Below are 19,661 nucleotides of genomic sequence, written 5' to 3'. Positions count from 1 at the left end.
TTTTATATATTTTCCATAGCATTTAATATTATGTTACCTCAATATTTGAGATATATTATTACTCCTTAACTGCATCTAATGTAAAATTATCAAATGTTGTTTTGTTTTCTGATCTTTTATCCTGAGAAACCACTGCCAATCCAATGTAATAGGATGAAAACATGGGAATCTCAACACTCTTAACCTTAAACCAAGTTTGACTATTTGAGGATTCGTAAGCTGTAAATGTATTTCCTTTACGCTCAAGTCTAAACCAAGCCGGTAACCAGGTATAAGTATTGCCTAAAGTAGATAACATATCAGCACCGGTTGAATTCCTGTATCCCATACGCGAAAATCTACCCCCCACTTCACCTAAGGTCATTGTAACAGCTGATGAATTTGATTTTAAAGTTTCTCTTATCATTAATCCAGATTTAGCTAATGATCCGGCTATATCACTTATACGACAAGTAATAATATAATCGCCCGAAACTTTTGTATAACAGTAAGTAACATTATCCTCAGTATCTCCAATTTTATTACCATTCCCGGATACGATAAAAGTTGATCCTGCTACATCAGCAAATTCAGCACTTCCAGTAATATTAGCTCCTATATCAACCTTTTTCCATTTCGATGGCAAAACTGTTATAGACTGTGGTTTAGAACTGGAAACAGATGAAAATTCTCCTATACCTGACTGGTTAAGTGCCGCAACTTTGTAATAGTATTTTGTACCATTCGACACACTATTATCAGTATATGTATTACAAGTATTGTCATACCATGAGCCAATTGTATCATAGTTACCATCTATACTTTCAGCTCGTTGTATAACATATCCTGTTGAAGTAAAATCACTAGGTGGTTGCCATGTTAAAAATACCTTTCCAACACCGGCAGTAGCCTTTAAATCTTCAGATTTACCCGGAATTGGATGTGGTGTACTGCTGGATTCCTCTAATGTAAAAGTAAGTGAACCATATCCAAAATGATCTTTACTGCCATGTTCTGGACGCATTAGTTCTGCCATTCTTTGCACGTTAGGTGCACATAATCCTTGGCGAATAACATAATGATTGTATAGCATTTCCCAAACAGGACGATCATCTAAACGGCCACGGCCATTAATTGCGGGCCATTTATGATTTGCAGGCTGACAATTATTATAAAATTTAAATGGCACCTCTTGCATCTGGTTATACTTAGCAGTATACTCTGCTCCTGCTAATAGGCGATTATTATCATACCCAAAAAGATCATTTCCCTGATTCCAGGCAATTTGACAGGCCGTACCTAGAAGTCCAACTCCTAATTGTCCATGTTCCTGATCTCTCCCGCTTTCCTGCCATTGTCCGAGATTACCTTCATGGATATAATAAATTGCATGTTTTATGCTACCTGCACCTGCTCCATATTTAAAATATTCAATTCCTTCATCATAAATAGATTGATTATCGCATAATACACCTATGGCAATTAGAGCTGTAATATTATTTGCATCCCAATTAGCCCAATAGTAATCTATACATGCCCCGTTATGGTTCACTAAAAAATCATGACAAACAGGATAGAAGTAGTTGATCATCATAACTTTAAATCTATCAAAGTCAACACTCTTCCAGCCACTATAGATCCTCATAATTTCTGCAGCTATAGCTAATTCTGAAATACCTATTCCTCCAAGTCCAACAATATCCGTTCGACCACCTGACGGAATTTGGTTAACAATAGATGAATAGTCATTAAAAATACGTATTGCGCATTTAGCATAGCTTTCATCTCCGGAAATGTACCAACGGATTGCATTTAGATATGCGGCATGGGCATCTTTAGACATTACCTGCCTAATGTTCATATTCTCTTTAGGAGATGCAACAAAGCTATTCTGAGCTAAATGGTCTTTTATCAGAATATTCCACCCTTCTATCCATGGATGTGCTCCTTCAGCGACCTTCGCTTTCATTCGGTCAAGATCGGCTTGGGTGTGTAATCCTCCGGGGTGTAAAAATAATTGTTTTTTAGAATCCTGAGTGTAACTTACAATATGCAGGATTAAAAGAATTGCAGTAGAAATGAGTTTTATATTTTTCATAATTATTAAGCATTTATGTTTTAATTATTGCAGCTTTCAGTATACCAAACATTATTGCTGATACAGATTGTACAAGGGAATTAATTGATATTCTTTTCCGTTGTGAGGATTCTTGATCATAAAGGTCAATGCCTGACCTTCCATTGGTTTTATCCAATCTGTTAAAGATTTTCCTTTTGCATTTAAAACATTTGAAAGCGAAGTGGGGGCATTATAATCATAAGTATAATAATCGTTCTGCACAGTATTATTTAAACCATCTGATGTATGGTGAGCTTTTAGTATTTGCGAATGTAGTAACGAAGAAAAACAGAGCAAAATAAACCAAATCAAATATTTCATTTTATGTTATTTAGTAAACTTTTCAATTCATCTTTTACTTTCAAATCAAAGCGCAGACTTTTAACCTATTAATTAATTACAAACCAATCAAAATCAGCATATCCCCCCATTCTGAACCCGGGTTCGGCAGTACAAAATAGTCCAACTTTTGCCCCTATCCATAATTCTGGTTTAGCTTTATGCGTAATACCTATTGGAAAATAATTTTCACCGTCTTCACTATACGAGAAATTGCATTCAGCATCTGGCCCTGAAACATTTACACGCAAAAACACTTCATTTTTTGTGAGTCGTGCACTAACTATCGTTTTTTCAACTCCGCCATTATTAGCGTCTAAGCAAACTACTTGACTGATTAAATAGCCCGTCTCATCTTTTGAAATGGACAAGTAGCTGTAATCATTCCCCGATATCATTAACCCTGCTTTTTTGCCTTGCCAGATTTCCCATTCAAGGGTCAGTTTTACTTTGGTGGTTGCTTTAAACGATGGAGCAGGGAATTTTTGCAGCAATAAATTAGGAACATCCCAAAGCCGTTGATTTACTTCAGTTTTGGGATAGGCTAACAAACGCAAATAACCCTGATTTCGAATTAATACACTCCATTTTAGATTAGAATTGGCAGCCCATTGCCACTGCAAACCCAATGTGTCTGAGTTAAATTCATCATCTTCTTGTGGTGAGCACACAGGCCAGGTTTTACCTACATTCGGTTTTTTAAAAACTGTAACAGGTTCGCCACATCCATCATTATCTTTATCTATCCCAATAACCGGCCAATCATTTATCCAGTTTACTGGTTGAAGGTGTATAATACGTCCGTAAACACCTTTGTCCTGAAAATGGAGAAACCATGATTCTCCGGTTTGTGTTTCAACCCATGCCCCCTGATGCGGCCCATTGGTGGAGCTAGTTCCTTGTGCCATTACAATTTTTTCTTCGTAAGGGCCATAAATGTTTTTGGAACGCAAAACTGTTTGCCAACCATTAGTTACCCCACCAGCGGGAGCAAAAATGTAGTAATAATCTCCTTTTTTATATAATTTGGGTCCCTCAATTGTGTGGTGATGGTCGTGCCCGTCGAATATATGTTTTCCTTCTCCAATCACTTCGGTTCCGTCATTTTTTAATGGCCAGATGGTAAGCACACTGTTAATACCCGAACGACTTCCAGCCCAGGCGGTTGCCATATACATTTTACCGTCACTGTCCCATAAAGGCGAGGGATCTATGATTCCTTTGCCTTTCATTACTAAAACTGGTGCTTCCCATTCGTTGAATGGATTAGTCGTTTTTACCATAAATACACCATGGTCAGGATCGCCCCAATAAATGTAATATTCATTGTTATGAAACCGGATACAGGGTGCCCAGACCCCTTTACCATGTTGTGGAATATTGAAAAATTCATTTGGTGATAGTCGTTTTAAAGCATGATTGACTATTTGCCAGTTGACTAAATCTTTAGAATGCAAAATGGGTAAAGCCGGACTACTATTAAAGCTTGAAGCAGTCATAAAATAATCGTCTCCAACACGAATCACATCAGGATCGGAATAATCAGCATGTATTATCGGATTGGTGTAGGTGCCATCTTCATTATCTGATTTCCATACTTTTGAGACATAATTGGATTTATTTGTAAACTCATTTTTTGATGATGGTTTTTGATGATGGTTACATCCTGGAAGGGATGCAATCATCAATAAACTAATTAATATTAAACCTAATCTGTGATCTATGAAAAAAATCTTCATGCTGAATTTATTTTATAGTTTTTTCAATTACTAATAAGCCCTACATTTGGCACATTTACCTGAATGGGAGAGGGGATACATTCCAAAAGTTTATCTTGATTATATTCTTATTTGTTCTTAAACACAATACCCTCAACATGTTCCCCAATATAAATCCTTGCCATATCGCCTGTTTTGAACCATTTGGGTTTTCCCGGCATATCGTCTGTAATTAATCTGCCGTTGATTAAAAGGTTTTCAAAAACAATGTTTTTAACTTTCCTTGTTTCATTATAACCTGAAATAATAGAAATTTCAGAATTATTTCCATTATAAGTGATATTTTTAAAAAGGATGTTCTCGATTCCCCGCCCTGGCGAAGTGCAATACTTGCTGTTATAAAACACTCTTAAATTCAACAGTTGACCTTGCCGAAAATCCTCTATACGGATATCTTCAAACCTTACATTTCTTATAAGATTATTATCTCCGGCATTAATGCTCATACATCCCTGATAATCGATTTGAGCTTCTTTATGATCAAGTATATCGATGTTGATATAATTTAGGTTTTCCAATACTTCTGGATTTGGCGTGCTGCCATGGGTACCAATTTGTATTGGATGGGCAACATCTGCCCATAACGTGGAATTTTGCATGGTTATGTTACTACATCCCCCTTTAAATCCTAATCTGGTTCCATAAACTGTTGTACAATCATCTGAATTTCTGCAAAACACTCTATCAAACAAAACATTGTTGCTTGCAAACACATTCATCCCATCGCCCCAACCAAAATAGCTAATGCTCTTAACGTTGCGGATAACTACGCTATCTGATCCTCCTGTTGCACACTGTGTACAGAAAATTCCTTCGACCTCAACATTTTGAGAATTGGCAATCCGAACGCCCATTTTAACAGAGTGGTCGATTATTCCGCGCCCGAGTAACTTCACATCATGAACCCCCTCGATAAGAACCTGCCCCATCAGGATGGCTCCCCCCGCCAAGTATACTGTTTTGCCAGATGCTACTTTTAGTTTACCTCCTTTAATTCTATGAATACCTGGACCAAAATAAATCAGGTTAGAATCTTCTTTATTAGGAATGAATTCATCAATTGGGTTGGCAAACAGATGGAGGTTGTGAAAAATGTCACCATTCACTTCAACCGAAAGATTTTGGGGACGATTCAATTTAAATAGTAAAGTATTCCCTGTTATCTGTGATTCAATACCGTATGACAGCGGACGCACCCGACCTGAATGAATAGTTCCTTTATTAAATGTTACAGCAACTTCAACTTCTCCTGAAAAGTCGAAATAACTCATCGAAGCATTTTCGACATGATGATTGGCTTCTTTTACTTCATCCACTTTAACCAAATACGAAGAAATCTCCTGCCATTCCTTACCGGGAATTCTCACACTAACGGTAAAATTCTTATTCAGAATTGCGCCTTCAGGAGCAGGATAAACTAGTAAGCTATCAATTGAATACGCCGGTTTAATAGAGATTGTACTCACCATAAATAAGGTCAGTATCAATATCCTCATAAAGAAATAGCCTGATTTTAAATTTATGCTGCAGTTCTCCAAATATTTTTTCATGTGATTATAATTTTGTTTTTCAGTTGTCATATGGAACTCGCTCTAATAGTCATCCTCGTGTGTGAGAAACATTTTTATCGTTGCTCGTTTCATTTTATCTGTTTCTAACTCTTCAACCCTACTTATCTGATAACAATTTAGCGTTCATTTTCTTCAACCGCACTAAAGCCTCCATGTAATAGTAATCAGCATAAATAATCGAAGCATCAATTTCACTTCCATTTGGATAATGTCCAGTAGAATGCATCAGCATTGCTTTATTTTTATCCTTACTCGAATAATCATCTGATGATAATCTGGTTAGCAAGGAAACAGCAGCATCCTTGTATTTAGTTGTTAATTCTTCGTTTTTCATAAAAGTCGAAAGTTCCAACATTGCCGAGGCCGCAACAGCTGCTGCTGAGGCATCCTTAGGTGCATTGGGTATAGATGGGCAATCAAAATCCCAATATGGTATTCCATCTTCGGGCAATCGCTCAATAAATTTATCAGCAAGCTTTTCTGCCAAATCCAGAAATTTTTCATTGCCTGTCTCTCTGTAAACCATAGTATAACCATATATTCCCCATCCTTGTCCGCGGGCCCACATCGAATTGTCGCTATAGCCCTGATGAGTCACACCTTTAATAAAATGCCCGTTAATGGTATCGAAAACAGCTACGTGATAAATGGTATAGTCTGGTCGAACCAAAGTATTCATACAGGTTTCAGCATGACGTACCGCCATATCATACAAATCGTGACTGCCTCCGTTTTTCGATGCCCAGAACAGCAACTCCAGATTAATCATGTTATCAATAATGGTATTATGAGGCCAACCCATTTTTTCACCCATGGCAGGCCACGAAAGAATTGTTCCTACTTTAGGATTAAACAGAGTAGCCAATGAATCAGCTGCCACAAGCAAAAAATCATGATAAGCAGAATCCTTTGTTAGTCTGTAACCATTGCCAAAACTACAATTCAGCATGAAACCCAAATCATGATTGTCTACCGGAACATCCAACACCCCATACAAAGGCTCGGTAAACTTACGGGCATTGCTCAAAATTGTTGAATCGCCTGAGGCTTCGTACGCATACCATAGAATTCCAGGCCAAAAACCACTAGTCCAGTCATGAATACCAACCTTATTCCATTCAGTTTGTCCCTGCAAAATATTGCGTGGCAGACTATCTGCATCAGTCAAGCCATTAATAGTCAATATAGTTTTTTCAACGCAGTTATCCACCAGCTTTTTTGCTCCAAAAGTTTCCTCTATCTTATTTTCGGAAACACATGAAACCAATAGTCCAAGACCTGCAAAGAGAGTTACAATTTTATTAAATCTTTTTTCCATTCTTTTTATTCTTTTAGGAAACGGATTACATCAACTTTCTGTCTGTAAAACCGATTCTTTCATCTACCTATTCAAACTTGCTATGGATTTCTGTAGTTGTTTCATATTAATCAGGCACCAGGAATCCCAATTGCTTTTTTAGCATGACTTTAATCCTTTGAAACTTTTCAACAAATGGCATTTTGATGAGACCTTGCATGGTGAAGAAAAAGACTATTCGCAACTAACTTATTCCATTCGAACGGGTATGGCTCCTCGCATCATTCACTTTCGCTTTTATCCTGTCGAAATTATCCATGGTGTATAGGATAGACAAAAACTTTATTGACGGTAACAACAATGTCGTCATTGCTTGAATCATGAACCATAACCATGCTATCATTTCCACAACTCACCCACAAGAATCTCACAAAAAAATAGGATAGATATATTTCTTTTTTAAATTGATTTAAACATCTCCTAATTTATTTTTCCAATGAATACATTAGCGTCCCAAAACCCAAATTATCAAAACCTCCACTGTTTGGTCCGTAATCGCCACCTCCACCTTCTGGGAGGTGCACCCGAGCTGCCAACTCAATATATGGAGCAGAAAGTCCTTTCTCCACAACATAATGATTGTATAATCTAGCCCAGATCGGACGGAAACTACCTCTTCCATCAGGACTAATTTCAGTACTACTCCAATTTTCGCAGTTATTATAAGGCTCAAAAGGAACACTTAAATTTGCAAAATTATACTTTGCTTCGTACTCAGCTCCTTTCAGTACCCGATTATCATCATAACCATACAAATCATCTCCTTGGTGCCAGGCCATTTCGCAAATAGTTCCAAGCAGGCCAATACATAATTGCGCATGCCCTTGATCACGCCCACTTTCCTGTATTTGACCCAGTCCGCTAGGATGAATAAAATAAATTGTTTTTTTTAGTTGCCCATTTCCATCTCCATTAATTAAATAATCAATGGCCTCATTATAAATATCTGCCCGGTCGGTCAATATACCAACAGCCATTATATTAGCAAGATTTGCTAAATCCCAATTTGCCCAGTAATGACTAATACAAGTGCCATTATGCCGAACTAAAAAATCAGAACTAAGTGGATAGAAAACATCCAGCAACCATTGTTTAAAAGCCTCAAAGTCTGCACTCTCCCATCCTTCATAGTCCCTCAGAATTTCTGCAGCATTAGCAAACTGATAGCCATAAATTCCTGCTGCAAGCATTACATTAGAGTTCCCACTAATTCTTTCGCAAGTAGATGCCCATACATTTAGAATCTGAACAGCTTTATCGGCATAAGCATCATCACCTGTTATTTTCCAACGGATAGCACACTGATAAGCCGCTGCAACATCGTTAAATGCACGACTGTAATTATCAGCTTCCGGTTCTTCCGCAGAATTTCCTCCCCGAATCAGTTTTACAACAGGATTTGGCTTATAAGATAAGCTGGCGTGCGAATTTTTAATCAGCATATTCCAGCCAGCCAGCCATGGCTCAGCATTTGCTTTAACCTTCAACTTTATTCGGTCAAAGTCAGACTTTGTATGAAGCATTCCCGGATGTATAAAAGTTTTGTTTTGATCAATCGGAAATTCTTCTTCCTCTACAACTGGTGGTTTTTCTTCTTCCACAACAACAGCAGATCCATCTCCGCCACCGCAACCAAAAATGAGAAATGGCAGGACAACTAAAAATGCAATAAATATTTTTTTCATGAGTTAAAGTATTATTCCAATTTTTTTGAAAAATCATGCCTGCACTATATGCTCAGGCATGATTTTTAATAATTACTTACTGACCAATAAATGCCTGTAACTCTTCTTTATTTTTAAATGTTCTTATCCAATCTACCTCATAACCTGTTTCTTCTGTCGACGTTATATCTGCAATCTTAAGTTGCCATGAAGCTAAATCCTGACTCTCAGTAATTACAGTAGATATATCATAATAGATAACGTTGTCTGAAATGAAGTCTACTAAATATGAATTGTTTTTATTATCAAACCTATCTAATTTAATATTACCCGCAACCGGGGCAGCAGCACCTGTACCTGTAAACGAAATTTTATAAGCCAGAATAGGATACTCTGATGAATATCTCCATGCTCCTGTTGGAGAATCGCCTGGGAAAATTCCTCCTTCAACATATTTTAAATCGGCACGGCGTTTGTTTGTTCCTTCAAACTGACTTGCATTAAAAGTCACTTTTAATTTACCGTCTTCAATTACATTTGTGGGAGTCGAGCTGTTTACGCCTACCCAATAATTAGCTGCAGTTGGATCATCAAATTCAAACATAAATTTTCCTTCTGGTATAACCGCATCAGTAATATTCCCATAGAATTCAATTTCGGCGATATTGCAGTTTCCCTCATCTGAGTAATAGTAGATGTATCGGTAACTTTCATTGGTAGTAATAGCCGCCTCAGTATAAACCTCAACAGTTGGCTCTTCTGTAATTGTATATAATGTTACAGCATCAAAAAGTGTAGGATCATTTGCTCCACGAATTTCTCCGCCAGTCATACGTTGCGGATGAGATGCACGCGGTACATAACGAACAGAAGTTAATAATGCTGTTTTTCCTTCGCCAACATCATAACCTACATAACCGATTTTGGTTGCACCATCAACAAAAGTGGTTATATCTCCATCAACTGCAGCAGTAATATATGTTGCCGGATTATCGCCCCAAGAACCACTATGCCCAATAAGTGTACCCGTTAACAGTTCATCTCCAATAAGGAAATATGATACAGGAATCACTTGCGTACCTACATATAATACCAATGCTCCAGAACTGGCATCAGGAATTGTGAATTTTATTTCATTGTCTGAAACTGAAGTCACTACAGCTTCGGCATCACCTATAAAAATTTGTACATCTGCCATATCAGTACCAAATTTTTCACCGATTATTGAAACTTCATCGCCTGGTTTACCTCTTTCAGAGCTTAAATAAGATACCTTAGAGGATGGTATAACTATATATGAACCAATAGAATCAATAATTTCCGTCCATACTTTTAATGATATTTTCCCAGAAATAGCACCGTCAGGAACTTGTGCTACGATTTCATCATCTTTACATGAAACGATCAAATCGGACTCAACACCATTAAAAAATACTGAGACTGCGTTCTTATAATCCCCAAAATCGGAACCTTCAATTGTAATCAAAGTACCTGCATATCCGCTGGCTGGGCTAAACCCAGTTGGGAGAGGAGCAGGATAAGTATACATCTTTATCTCGGGATCTTTATCGCAACCACTATATATGACTGCTAAGACCATAAACACCACTAAGAATTGGATGTTTTTTATATATGATTTCATAAATACTATGTTTTTAATTCATTAAATATTACAATACTCCTAATATCCTGTATTTTGAACAAGATTTGGATTTAACAGCAACTGTTGTGTTGGTAATGGGAACAAATAATGTTTCCGCTGAAAATCATGGCTGGAAGCAGGCATTATCACAAGGCAATTCAAGTCGCCATCTGCAGTTTTTACAACAGTTTCGCCATACCCATATTTATTTGGAGTGTATTTATCTGTCGCAACACCCGCTGCATCCTTAAAATCGGTTGGATAAGAAGCATCGCCTACTACCATACCGCAAACATTCTGGTTCAATTCAGTTTCAGCAATACCCCAACGTTTCAAATCATTAAAACGATTGTTTTCGCCGTACATTTCCAATGCTCTTTCGCGTCTGATTTCAGTTAGCATGTCTAAGCCATTAGCAGAAACCAAGTTATTTGTTAATGCTGCAACACCTGCTCTTTTCCGAATTAAATTGATAGAAATATCAAGGTCAGCATCACTAATACTACCGTTTAATTCATACAATGCTTCAGCATAAATCATAAAAACTTCGGCCAAACGTATTTGAGGATAGTTTGATGATTCTGTGTTATCCGGACGATAAGAATTTTCTGTAAAATTCCAGCTCGTAAATTTAAAATTACCAAAACCATAGAGAACCCCATCTGTTAAACTCATAGATCCTGCAGCAGGTATAGATTCATCTCCCAAAACATTGGATATCATTCGGTAATCCCTGTTTTCAAATTCCTTACTTACATCGGAATATCCCTGGAACAAAGGCGATTTATCAGCAGGCAAACCATCGGTACACAAATACATGTCCATCAGTTTTCGGCTAGGTGTTAATCTCCATGATTCACGGGTAATTTGAACAGCACTTTGACGTAACTCATAATCGTATATACTTTGTAGAATAAATTCCTTATTGCTTGGCTTATCCAATCCCATTGGGTTAGAACCAGTTCCGTCAATCGTGAACAAATAAAAATTACTCCTGTTGTTTAATCCGGTGTTGTAATCCCACAACTCGTATCCTCCATGATCCATTACATCTTTTGCCATAGCCACAGCATCAGTCAAAAATTCTGTAACCTGATCTTTAGCAGGCCCGGCAGAACCTGTAAAATCGGTAGTAGTACCGGTATATTTCCGCCAGGTAGCTTCATAAAGCTCAACACGGGCTTTAAATGCCTCGGCAGCCCATCTACTCACGCGGCCTTTGTCTGCATCAGGAATAGTCTGTTCGGTAGGCAGATTTGGAATCGCAGCATTCAAATCGGCAAGAACTTGGTCTACAACCTCGTATCGACTATTTCGCGCACCATACAATTCCGGGGAATCCAAATCAATTACCACAGTATCAATTGGAACACCTCCAAAACGCTGCAGTAAAAAGAAGTGATGCCATGCCCTAAAAAATTTTGATTCAGCTACATACTGTTTGATATCATCCTTATCGCCTTCATAGGCTCTGGCTTTTTCAAGTAAAAGGTTTACACTACGAATATATTTGTAAGAATTATCCCAAAACTGATCATTGTCTGGTAAAGTAAGAGAACCAAGTCCGTAACTCCCTTGTCCGGCATAACCACGGTCTTTTACATTAGAAGAAAGATCAGATCCAAAATCCATATAAGCGAAAACATTAACATTGTCAACACTTTTCCAACTTATCATCTTATCATAAAATGAAGCTGTGGAAGCTTTAAACTGATCAGGATTTTTAAAATAAGATGCTTCGGTCAGTTGATCCTGCGGAGCTAAATCCAGGAAATCATTCCTGCATGAAACTGCCAGTATAATCAGGCAACCTGTAACTATAAGAATTGATATTTTTTTCATATGATTATAATTTGTTTTTGATTTGCCATATGGAACTTACCATGCTGGAATAATCATCCCTCTGTGTGTCAAAATATCCTTGTCATGGACATTTCATATTACATTTTATTGATCAATTAATAAATTAGGCTAGAAGCTAAGATTAACACCCAATGACCATGTTCTCATAAATGGGTATCCTGCGTTATTTGACCCAATCCCCTGCTCAGGATCGTAACCATCTTTAATCGAAGTACTTTCCCACAAGTCATTACCAGAGAAGAATACCCTTGCCCGCTCAATATTTGCTTTTGTAAGCCACTCCTTTGGTAAAGTATAACCTATAATCAATGATTTTAAGCGGACATAACGGTTATTTTGCAACATAAAATCATTGTTTTTATAATTGTATCCGTTGCGAGTAGTATACGTACTTAAGCGTGGATAAGAAGCATTTGTATTTTCGGGTGTCCATGTTTTCCCAATAAAAGAAGCATTTTGATTGCACCAAATTGCATTAAATGGGTATGCCAAATAATCTCCTCGTTGGATATACTGTTTGCCTACTCCTTGGAAAGAAGCGCTAAAATCGAAACCTTTCCACGAAGCCCCCAAATTTAAACCAAAAACAAAATGCGGAGCACTATCCCCCATGTATTTCAAATCACCCTTATCTTTAGCAGGATCTCCCAATGCACTGATATAGCCATTGCCATCCAAATCAACCTTTCTAACATCACCCGGGCGTAAGGTTGCTGTAGGATCACTTGCTTTCAAAGCCGTTAAATCTGCATCCCCACTCGGACCACCTGTATATTTGGCATAGTAGGCATCTACTTCATCCTGACTTTGGAAAAATCCATCTGTTTCGTACATCATCCAAGAACCCAACGGACGACCAATTATTCTATCATTCAATCCTGCATTAAAGGTCGTTGCTCCTTCGTATGAAACAAGTTTGTTGCGACTGTCGGTAATATTAAAACCTATGTTATAAGTAAAATCACCAATTTTATCTCTCCAATTCACGATTGCTTCCCAACCTTTTACTTCTAATTCACCACTGTTTGAATATGGAGCTGTTCCTCCTAGTATAGAAGGATAGGTCTGTCTAATTAACATCCCATCATTGAGTTTTTCGTAATAGTTAAAATCGGCAGACAAGCGGTTGTTCAACAAACGCATTTCAAAACCAATATTCTTCATCGCTACACGTTCCCAGGTAGTTGAAGGATCCATACTTAATCCATTTCCACTTATACCGGCCGAAGGTTGAGTTGCAGGAGTGCTTCCTAAAACAACAGTACCTAAACCAATGGTTGAATAATAATCATACAAACCAATACCAGACTGTAAACCGGTTTCACCATAACTGACCTTTAACTTCAAAAAATCAATTGCACTTAGGTTAAGATCTTTCACGAAATCTTCGTTCGTTAATACCCAACCTCCGGAAACATTGAAGAAATTAGCTGTCCTTGAACCATCTGCAAACTTAGAAGATGCATCGCTGCGTCCAAGTACTTCAAACAGGTAGGTATCATTATAGCTGTAATTTAACCTGCTGTAGTAAGAATACAATCCCCATTGGTTTCTACCACCGCTATTGCCGGCTTTGTCCGTATAATCTGCCGCATTAAGGTCGTACACTCCATTGTCTGTAATGGGTGAACGAGAGGCAAACAGTTTCTTAAATTCGTTCTTTTCTGCAGAAACACCTGCCAATGCTGAAATACGATGATTGCCCAACTCTTTGGTATAACGCAATAAAGAATTGTAATTTTGATAGTAAATATTTTGAGTCTCAGCACTGATACTGGAGGTTGAATTAAGCGAACCGGCAGCTGGATCTCCATCCCACGTATAAAGCGGAACAGTCAATTTATAAATTTCCCTTCTAAATTGGTTTTCCTGAATTGAAGCAGAACTTTCAAATTCAAGGTCTTTTATTAGTTTAACATTAACTTTCAAATCAATTCTTGTTAAGCTATTATATTTATCATCTCTTCCACCATCGGTAGTTAGAGCTGTCGCATTTCTATTCCCTGCATTTCCAAAATTAGAATGCCATTGTCCATAAGGATTTTTAGCCGGAAAAAACGGAGGATCCTGAGAAGTCATTGACCAGTCGATCCCTCCTGAAGGGGAAGATGTATGATCTTTCTGATAAGTAACACCTGACGTTAAAGTTATTCTATCAGAAACTTTAAAATCGTAATTCAACTTTAGGTTGTACTGTTTTTGCCCGTCGTAAGCGGTAGCAAGATTTCCCACATTATTGGCATAACCAACTGAAAAACGATAGTTCGTTTTATCTGATGATCCTGAAACACTTAAAGAATGCTGTTGTGAAGTACGTGTCTGAAACAATTCAGGATATCTGTCACCCTGACCAATAAATATATCGCCCCAGTGTGTCGTAGAATATATTCCTTCAATTCCCTGCTGCATTCTCAACATTTCGTCCTTTCCGGCAAACCACCAAAGAGGTGATGTTTCCTGTGCATTAGCATCTAACCACAAAGTCGCATATTCCTGCATATTTGCAGTAGGAGTTTTAATACCGGGTGTATTAATACGCACATTACCGGTGTAATCAACTTTCATTTTGCCTTTACCCCTCTTCGTTGTTACAAGAATAACACCACCGGCAGCCCTCGATCCGTATATGGCAGCCATTCCATCTTTTAATACCGTCACCGTTTCAATATCATCGGGATTCATTGAAAAAAATGCATTACCGGTTGCTGCAGGTACTCCATCGATAACCACTAACGGACTAACCCCATTTACAGAAGTAGCTCCACGAACCTGCATATTTATATCCTCATTACCCGGACGGGAAGATGTTCTGGTAATTGTCAGCCCAGGAGTTTGACCTTGCAAAGCAAGTACTGGGTTAGAAACAGCTCTACTTTCAAGCGCCTTAGAAGACACCTGTTCCACAGCACCAGTCATTGTAGATTTCTTTTGCATACCATAACCTACGGCCACCACTTCCTCCAGACCAATAGATGAAGTAAGAAGAGTAATATTAACAAGCGATTGATCACCAACCACTACCTCCTGCGTTTCCATACCTATAAAAGAAAATATCAAAACAGATCCTATTTCGGAAGTAATTGCATAATTACCATCAATATCGGTAATTGTTCCAGTTGTTGTTCCCTTTATAACTACAGAAGCACCAGGAACCGGAAAACCCTGATCATCTACCACCTTACCACTGACTTTCTTTTCAGCCTGCATGGTTTCGGCCTTACTTTCGTCGAAACTATCCTTAGCAAACACTGCCTGCACGTTTAATACCTGCAGCATCAGCAAACATGCTACTGCAATAGGTTTAAACCAGATTTTAATGTTGAGCAATCTGCTATTCCTTTTGCTGCAACAGTTAATAGATTTAATCATGAAAATTAAATTTAAGTTCATATTAATTTAGAAGACAATACTAACTAGTTTTATCATGTTGCGCCAAAACGCAAACGTTAACGTTGATATCATCAAAACTAGACCAATTGTTAATATTTGTAAACTTTTATTGCTGGAAATTGGTTTGGAGTTATATAATGAAACAAACTTTATACTGTGTCATTTTAAAGTGAAACGCCATAGCAGAACATTAGAGATAAACGGAATAAAAAAAACAACAACACATAACATACTTATTATCTATTGTTTGCAAAGTATAATAAGTGTCACATTACAATCTGACACTCAATATTAACGCTTGAAAACAACCTCTGTCAAGCTACATTTTGAGAAAATAAAAAAAGATAATAGATTCATTAAACATGACAATATTCAACTTAAAATGTCGATTTAAGCCAATTGTTTTGTCATAACGAAAATTTAAAAGGAGCTCAAGGAGACAATTTTCCACTTAAAACTTTTCTTAACACAAGTAGTAACATGTATGAAGGTTTAATAAACTACTTATCACAATGCAATATTTAAAATTGTTGCTATTGCTGTGTTTAAATGAATCTTTTACAGAACTACTCATTACTTACTTTTAACCTCTACGATATTACTCAAGGAAACTCCAGCACACATTTGAGAAATGTACCAATTCGGAACCTATAGAAAAGGCTAAAGAGTTAGATACAACTACAGATAAACCATTTGTCTAACATTTGTTGAATGTTTCATGAAATTTCAGCTTACTTGTCGTGTATTTCAGTCCAATATTCAGCTGGGGTTTGACCAGATACTTTTTTAAATGCCCTGTAAAAGGATGATTTTGAATTAAATCCACATTTCCCGGCAATTGCAGTTAGAGTTAAATTCCTGTTTGCCGGATCTTTCATTTCCTTTTTAATTTCCAATACCCGATAATGATTGATAAAATCGGTAAATCCCTGTCCAAAATTTTGATTGATTGCCTGCGAAATCTCCTGAGTGGAGTAATTCATTAATTTAGCAAGATCTGCAATTTTTAATTCCGAATTTAAATATAGCTGCGAGGAAACCAAATAATTTTTAATTTCTGAAAAAAGTTTACTGCTGTGAGATTCATCCAAACGCGAAAACTCATACTTTTCTTTAGTCTGATCATTATAGGCTGCCAATTTTTTACGGGCTTTTTTTATCAAGTAAATAAAAAGAAAAACAGCCATGATTAAAAAAAAGGGCACAGCCAAAAAAACGGCAAGACTCTGATACCATTCAGAAGCAATTCGAATTCTTAAAACTTTCACACTATTAGGCAACACCGAATCTGCTCTATCCACAACCCCCATATAAAATTTATATTCTCCTGGTTTTAAAGAATTAAAGTACACCTTTCTTTGATAATCCAATTTTATCCATTCACTGTCATCAGAATTCTTTTTCTCCAACTTTACAGCATATCTGGTTTCTGCAGCAAGCGGCACAAACAAATTGATAAATCTGAAACCAATATTATTGTCTTTTCCTCTTAATCTTAAGACTTCAACATTTTCAACCGGAATATCAAGTCTATTGACTAAATTCTCATTAATCTGTTTGCCTCCAATATAAATATCAGTAAGTACCAGATTACTTTCATTTGTATTTTCTTTAATAGACTTAGGATCAAAGTATACCAATCCTTTTTCATTTCCAAACCAGAGAGTTCCCAACTGGTCTTTAATAACAGCATTTGGATTAAACACCAAACCAGGCAAACCATTTGAAAAGAAGAAATTATCAAACGAATGATTATATGAACTATAACGGCTTATTCCTTTTAAAGTGCTTATCCAATATTCCCCTGCTTCAGCCTCAATAATACTTGAAACAGAATTATCACATAAACCATCTTCTTTCAAGATACTAAGTTCAACCTCAAGATCTTCATTAATGCCAAAAAGTCCATGCTTTTCTACAGCAACCCACATCATATTTCCCAAGTCGCAATAAAAGCTGTTTGCCTTATACCCGGACAAAGCTTTAAAATCAGTTACCCGCACTAATTTATTATTCAAATTACTGTAAACTTTAACTCCTTTATCAGTACCAACCCACAAACGATTTAAACGATCAATTTTTAAAGCATATACTAATTTTTCCTGAATTGGGCTATTTTGAGCATCGTACTTCGTTACGTTATTATCATGAACTTTAAAAACCCCATCTAAAGTACCTATCCATAAATTTCCAAGGCGATCCTGTTCAAACGCATAAATACACTGTCCACTAAACCAATCCGCCTTCCATTCTTTTAGACTTTCAGTTTTAAAAGAATACTCGTATATACCTCCACTATATGTTCCTACCAATACTGTTTCAGTATTATACTGAAACATCGACAATATAATTTTAGCTTTTAATACAGAGTTTTGCATTGAAAAATACTTAACTCTCTCTTGACCATTTAACACATACATACCATCTCTGGTTCCAATCAATCGAACTGAATCGCAAAAGCACAAGGATCTAACGCTTTTATTAAAAAACGAAACGTCTTTTACCGAATTTAATATTTTAAAACTATTGTCTTTCAAAGAAGAAAAACTAACCCCTCCGGCATAAGTCCCGGTCCATAAAGTCTTATTTTCATCTATCAATATGGAATATACAGCATTAGAAGAAATGGAGGATGGGAAATTGTCGTCATGTTCAATTCTCTTAATTTGCTCTTGCTTAAAATCATAAACTAATAATCCATTAGAATCCGTACCAACAAATAAACAATCTTCAGAACATGAAAGTGATAAAACAATACTTCCCTCTGTACCCACTATTTTCGAAAATTTCCTGGTTTCAAGATTAAAACTTATCACCCCTTTACTTGGAGTACCAAAAAAAAGTAAATTATTATATTTCGTCAGACAGGAAAAATGCAAACAATCATCTTCACCAAAATTTGATTCATTATATAGTAACGAACTTCGAGCCATTAAATCATATTCAATAAACCCACCTTCTGTAGAAATATATAATTGATCATCCGCCACATAAAAATCAGTTATATGATTAAGTAGATTATGAATATCCTTATGAAAGGAAATGGAGTGTAACTCAAACGATTGAGAATCTATAAAAAAGAAATCGCTGCCTGAAAAAAATAACAAGCTATCCTTACCATAGCCCAATATTTTATCAATTCTTTTATCCCCTAATTTTTCATTATTAAATTTCGTAAACGTGCTGGCTATTCTATCCCAGTAAAAAAGTCCTGTTTCTGTACCAATCCACATTTTACCATGACGATCTTCAAAGATAGAGGTGACACTTGTCGTATTTTTCGGAAAATAACCATTAAATGTTCTTATTTCAGCTCCATCATACCTGTTAATTCCGTCTAAAGTACCAAACCATAAGTAACCAAAATGATCTTTATAGATACTCTTCACAAAATTATTCGACAAACCATCTTCAACAGAAATATGCTTAAACACATACGATTCATTCTTATTTGAATAAACATTGTATGAAATACCAATAAAGAAAATAATAACACTCAGCAGCTTCATAAAGTACCAGTAATGGTTTTATAATGACTAAAAAATCATGCAGAATAAACTAATGGAATACTAATATAATTCCATTCAACTTTTAATAGCAGATTAAGTAAGAAATACATTCTCAGCAATCATTTAGTTAAATACAAAATTGATGCAGATAGTTAAATTTTACTAAAGCTTGTTAAAATAAACAAATAATACTAATGAAGCCTCTAAACTATAAAAAAACCTCAAAATAAACTAGAACTGCAAACAGCTATGATATAATGGTTATGTGTGTATCGCAATAAGAAATGATCGCTATTCTGCTCTCTACAATCCATAAAATCAATAATTTATTTATCAAGTAAAACCACTAGTGTCCCATTAAAATTGGGACGTTATTAAAAATTAAACAAATTTGGCTCAATAAGCCTAAAACGTTCTTTGTCATTTTGAAATTTAGTTCTCTCAAATAGG

The 19,661-nt window shown here is 36.5% G+C and carries 10 protein-coding genes; all 10 read right to left on the bottom strand.

Going from position 1 to position 19,661, the window contains the following annotated elements; translation table 11 throughout:
* Positions 1 to 58: 58 nt before the first annotated feature.
* A complete protein-coding gene (locus QUH73_RS05800) occupies positions 59 to 2,077 on the bottom strand; it encodes an alginate lyase family protein (RefSeq protein ID WP_289529506.1) in 2,019 nt (672 codons plus the stop codon).
* 51 nt (positions 2,078 to 2,128) lie between these two features.
* The gene (locus QUH73_RS05795; protein ID WP_289529505.1) at positions 2,129 to 2,419 is read right to left on the bottom strand and encodes a hypothetical protein; all 291 of its coding nucleotides are present in this window, start codon (positions 2,417 to 2,419) and stop codon (positions 2,129 to 2,131) included.
* A gap of 68 nt (positions 2,420 to 2,487) precedes the next feature.
* Positions 2,488 to 4,176, bottom strand: a complete 1,689-nt coding sequence (locus QUH73_RS05790; RefSeq protein ID WP_289529504.1) for a glycoside hydrolase family 43 protein — start codon at positions 4,174 to 4,176, stop codon at positions 2,488 to 2,490.
* Between the two features lie 107 nt (positions 4,177 to 4,283).
* Complete coding sequence (locus QUH73_RS05785) at positions 4,284 to 5,765, bottom strand: glycosyl hydrolase family 28 protein (protein ID WP_289529503.1); 1,482 nt, start codon at positions 5,763 to 5,765, stop codon at positions 4,284 to 4,286.
* A gap of 118 nt (positions 5,766 to 5,883) precedes the next feature.
* Entirely contained in the window at positions 5,884 to 7,104 is a 1,221-nt protein-coding gene (locus QUH73_RS05780; protein WP_289529502.1) for a glycoside hydrolase family 88 protein, read from the bottom strand.
* A 464-nt stretch (positions 7,105 to 7,568) separates the two neighbouring features.
* Complete coding sequence (locus QUH73_RS05775; protein WP_289529501.1) at positions 7,569 to 8,828, bottom strand: alginate lyase family protein; 1,260 nt, start codon at positions 8,826 to 8,828, stop codon at positions 7,569 to 7,571.
* Positions 8,829 to 8,904: 76 nt separating this feature from the next.
* On the bottom strand, positions 8,905 to 10,449 hold the full coding sequence (locus QUH73_RS05770) for an IPT/TIG domain-containing protein (protein WP_289529500.1): 1,545 nt from the start codon (positions 10,447 to 10,449) through the stop codon (positions 8,905 to 8,907).
* 39 nt (positions 10,450 to 10,488) lie between these two features.
* Complete coding sequence (locus QUH73_RS05765) at positions 10,489 to 12,291, bottom strand: RagB/SusD family nutrient uptake outer membrane protein (protein ID WP_289529499.1); 1,803 nt, start codon at positions 12,289 to 12,291, stop codon at positions 10,489 to 10,491.
* Positions 12,292 to 12,420: 129 nt separating this feature from the next.
* Positions 12,421 to 15,681 carry a SusC/RagA family TonB-linked outer membrane protein gene (locus QUH73_RS05760; protein WP_289529498.1) on the bottom strand — a complete coding sequence of 1,087 codons (3,261 nt, stop codon included), beginning with the start codon at positions 15,679 to 15,681 and terminating at the stop codon, positions 12,421 to 12,423.
* Between the two features lie 752 nt (positions 15,682 to 16,433).
* Positions 16,434 to 19,211 (bottom strand): two-component regulator propeller domain-containing protein, encoded by a 2,778-nt coding sequence (locus QUH73_RS05755; RefSeq protein WP_289529497.1) that lies wholly within the window; start codon positions 19,209 to 19,211, stop codon positions 16,434 to 16,436.
* Positions 19,212 to 19,661 lie beyond the last annotated feature (450 nt).

Source organism: Labilibaculum sp. K2S (genome assembly GCF_030372765.1).
Classification (GTDB): Bacteria; Bacteroidota; Bacteroidia; order Bacteroidales; family Marinifilaceae; genus Labilibaculum.
The sequence above is the reverse complement of the archived record's forward strand: the minus strand, read 5'-3'. Positions and strand labels throughout refer to the sequence as shown.

Coding starts and splice junctions, on each gene's coding strand:
- QUH73_RS05800 (WP_289529506.1), bottom strand. CDS start 2,077: ATGAAAAATATAAAACTCATTTCTACTGCAATTCTTTTAATCCTGCAT.
- QUH73_RS05790 (WP_289529504.1), bottom strand. CDS start 4,176: ATGAAGATTTTTTTCATAGATCACAGATTAGGTTTAATATTAATTAGT.
- QUH73_RS05775 (WP_289529501.1), bottom strand. CDS start 8,828: ATGAAAAAAATATTTATTGCATTTTTAGTTGTCCTGCCATTTCTCATT.
- QUH73_RS05780 (WP_289529502.1), bottom strand. CDS start 7,104: ATGGAAAAAAGATTTAATAAAATTGTAACTCTCTTTGCAGGTCTTGGA.
- QUH73_RS05770 (WP_289529500.1), bottom strand. CDS start 10,449: ATGAAATCATATATAAAAAACATCCAATTCTTAGTGGTGTTTATGGTC.
- QUH73_RS05755 (WP_289529497.1), bottom strand. CDS start 19,211: ATGAAGCTGCTGAGTGTTATTATTTTCTTTATTGGTATTTCATACAAT.
- QUH73_RS05760 (WP_289529498.1), bottom strand. CDS start 15,681: ATGATTAAATCTATTAACTGTTGCAGCAAAAGGAATAGCAGATTGCTC.
- QUH73_RS05795 (WP_289529505.1), bottom strand. CDS start 2,419: ATGAAATATTTGATTTGGTTTATTTTGCTCTGTTTTTCTTCGTTACTA.
- QUH73_RS05785 (WP_289529503.1), bottom strand. CDS start 5,765: ATGAAAAAATATTTGGAGAACTGCAGCATAAATTTAAAATCAGGCTAT.
- QUH73_RS05765 (WP_289529499.1), bottom strand. CDS start 12,291: ATGAAAAAAATATCAATTCTTATAGTTACAGGTTGCCTGATTATACTG.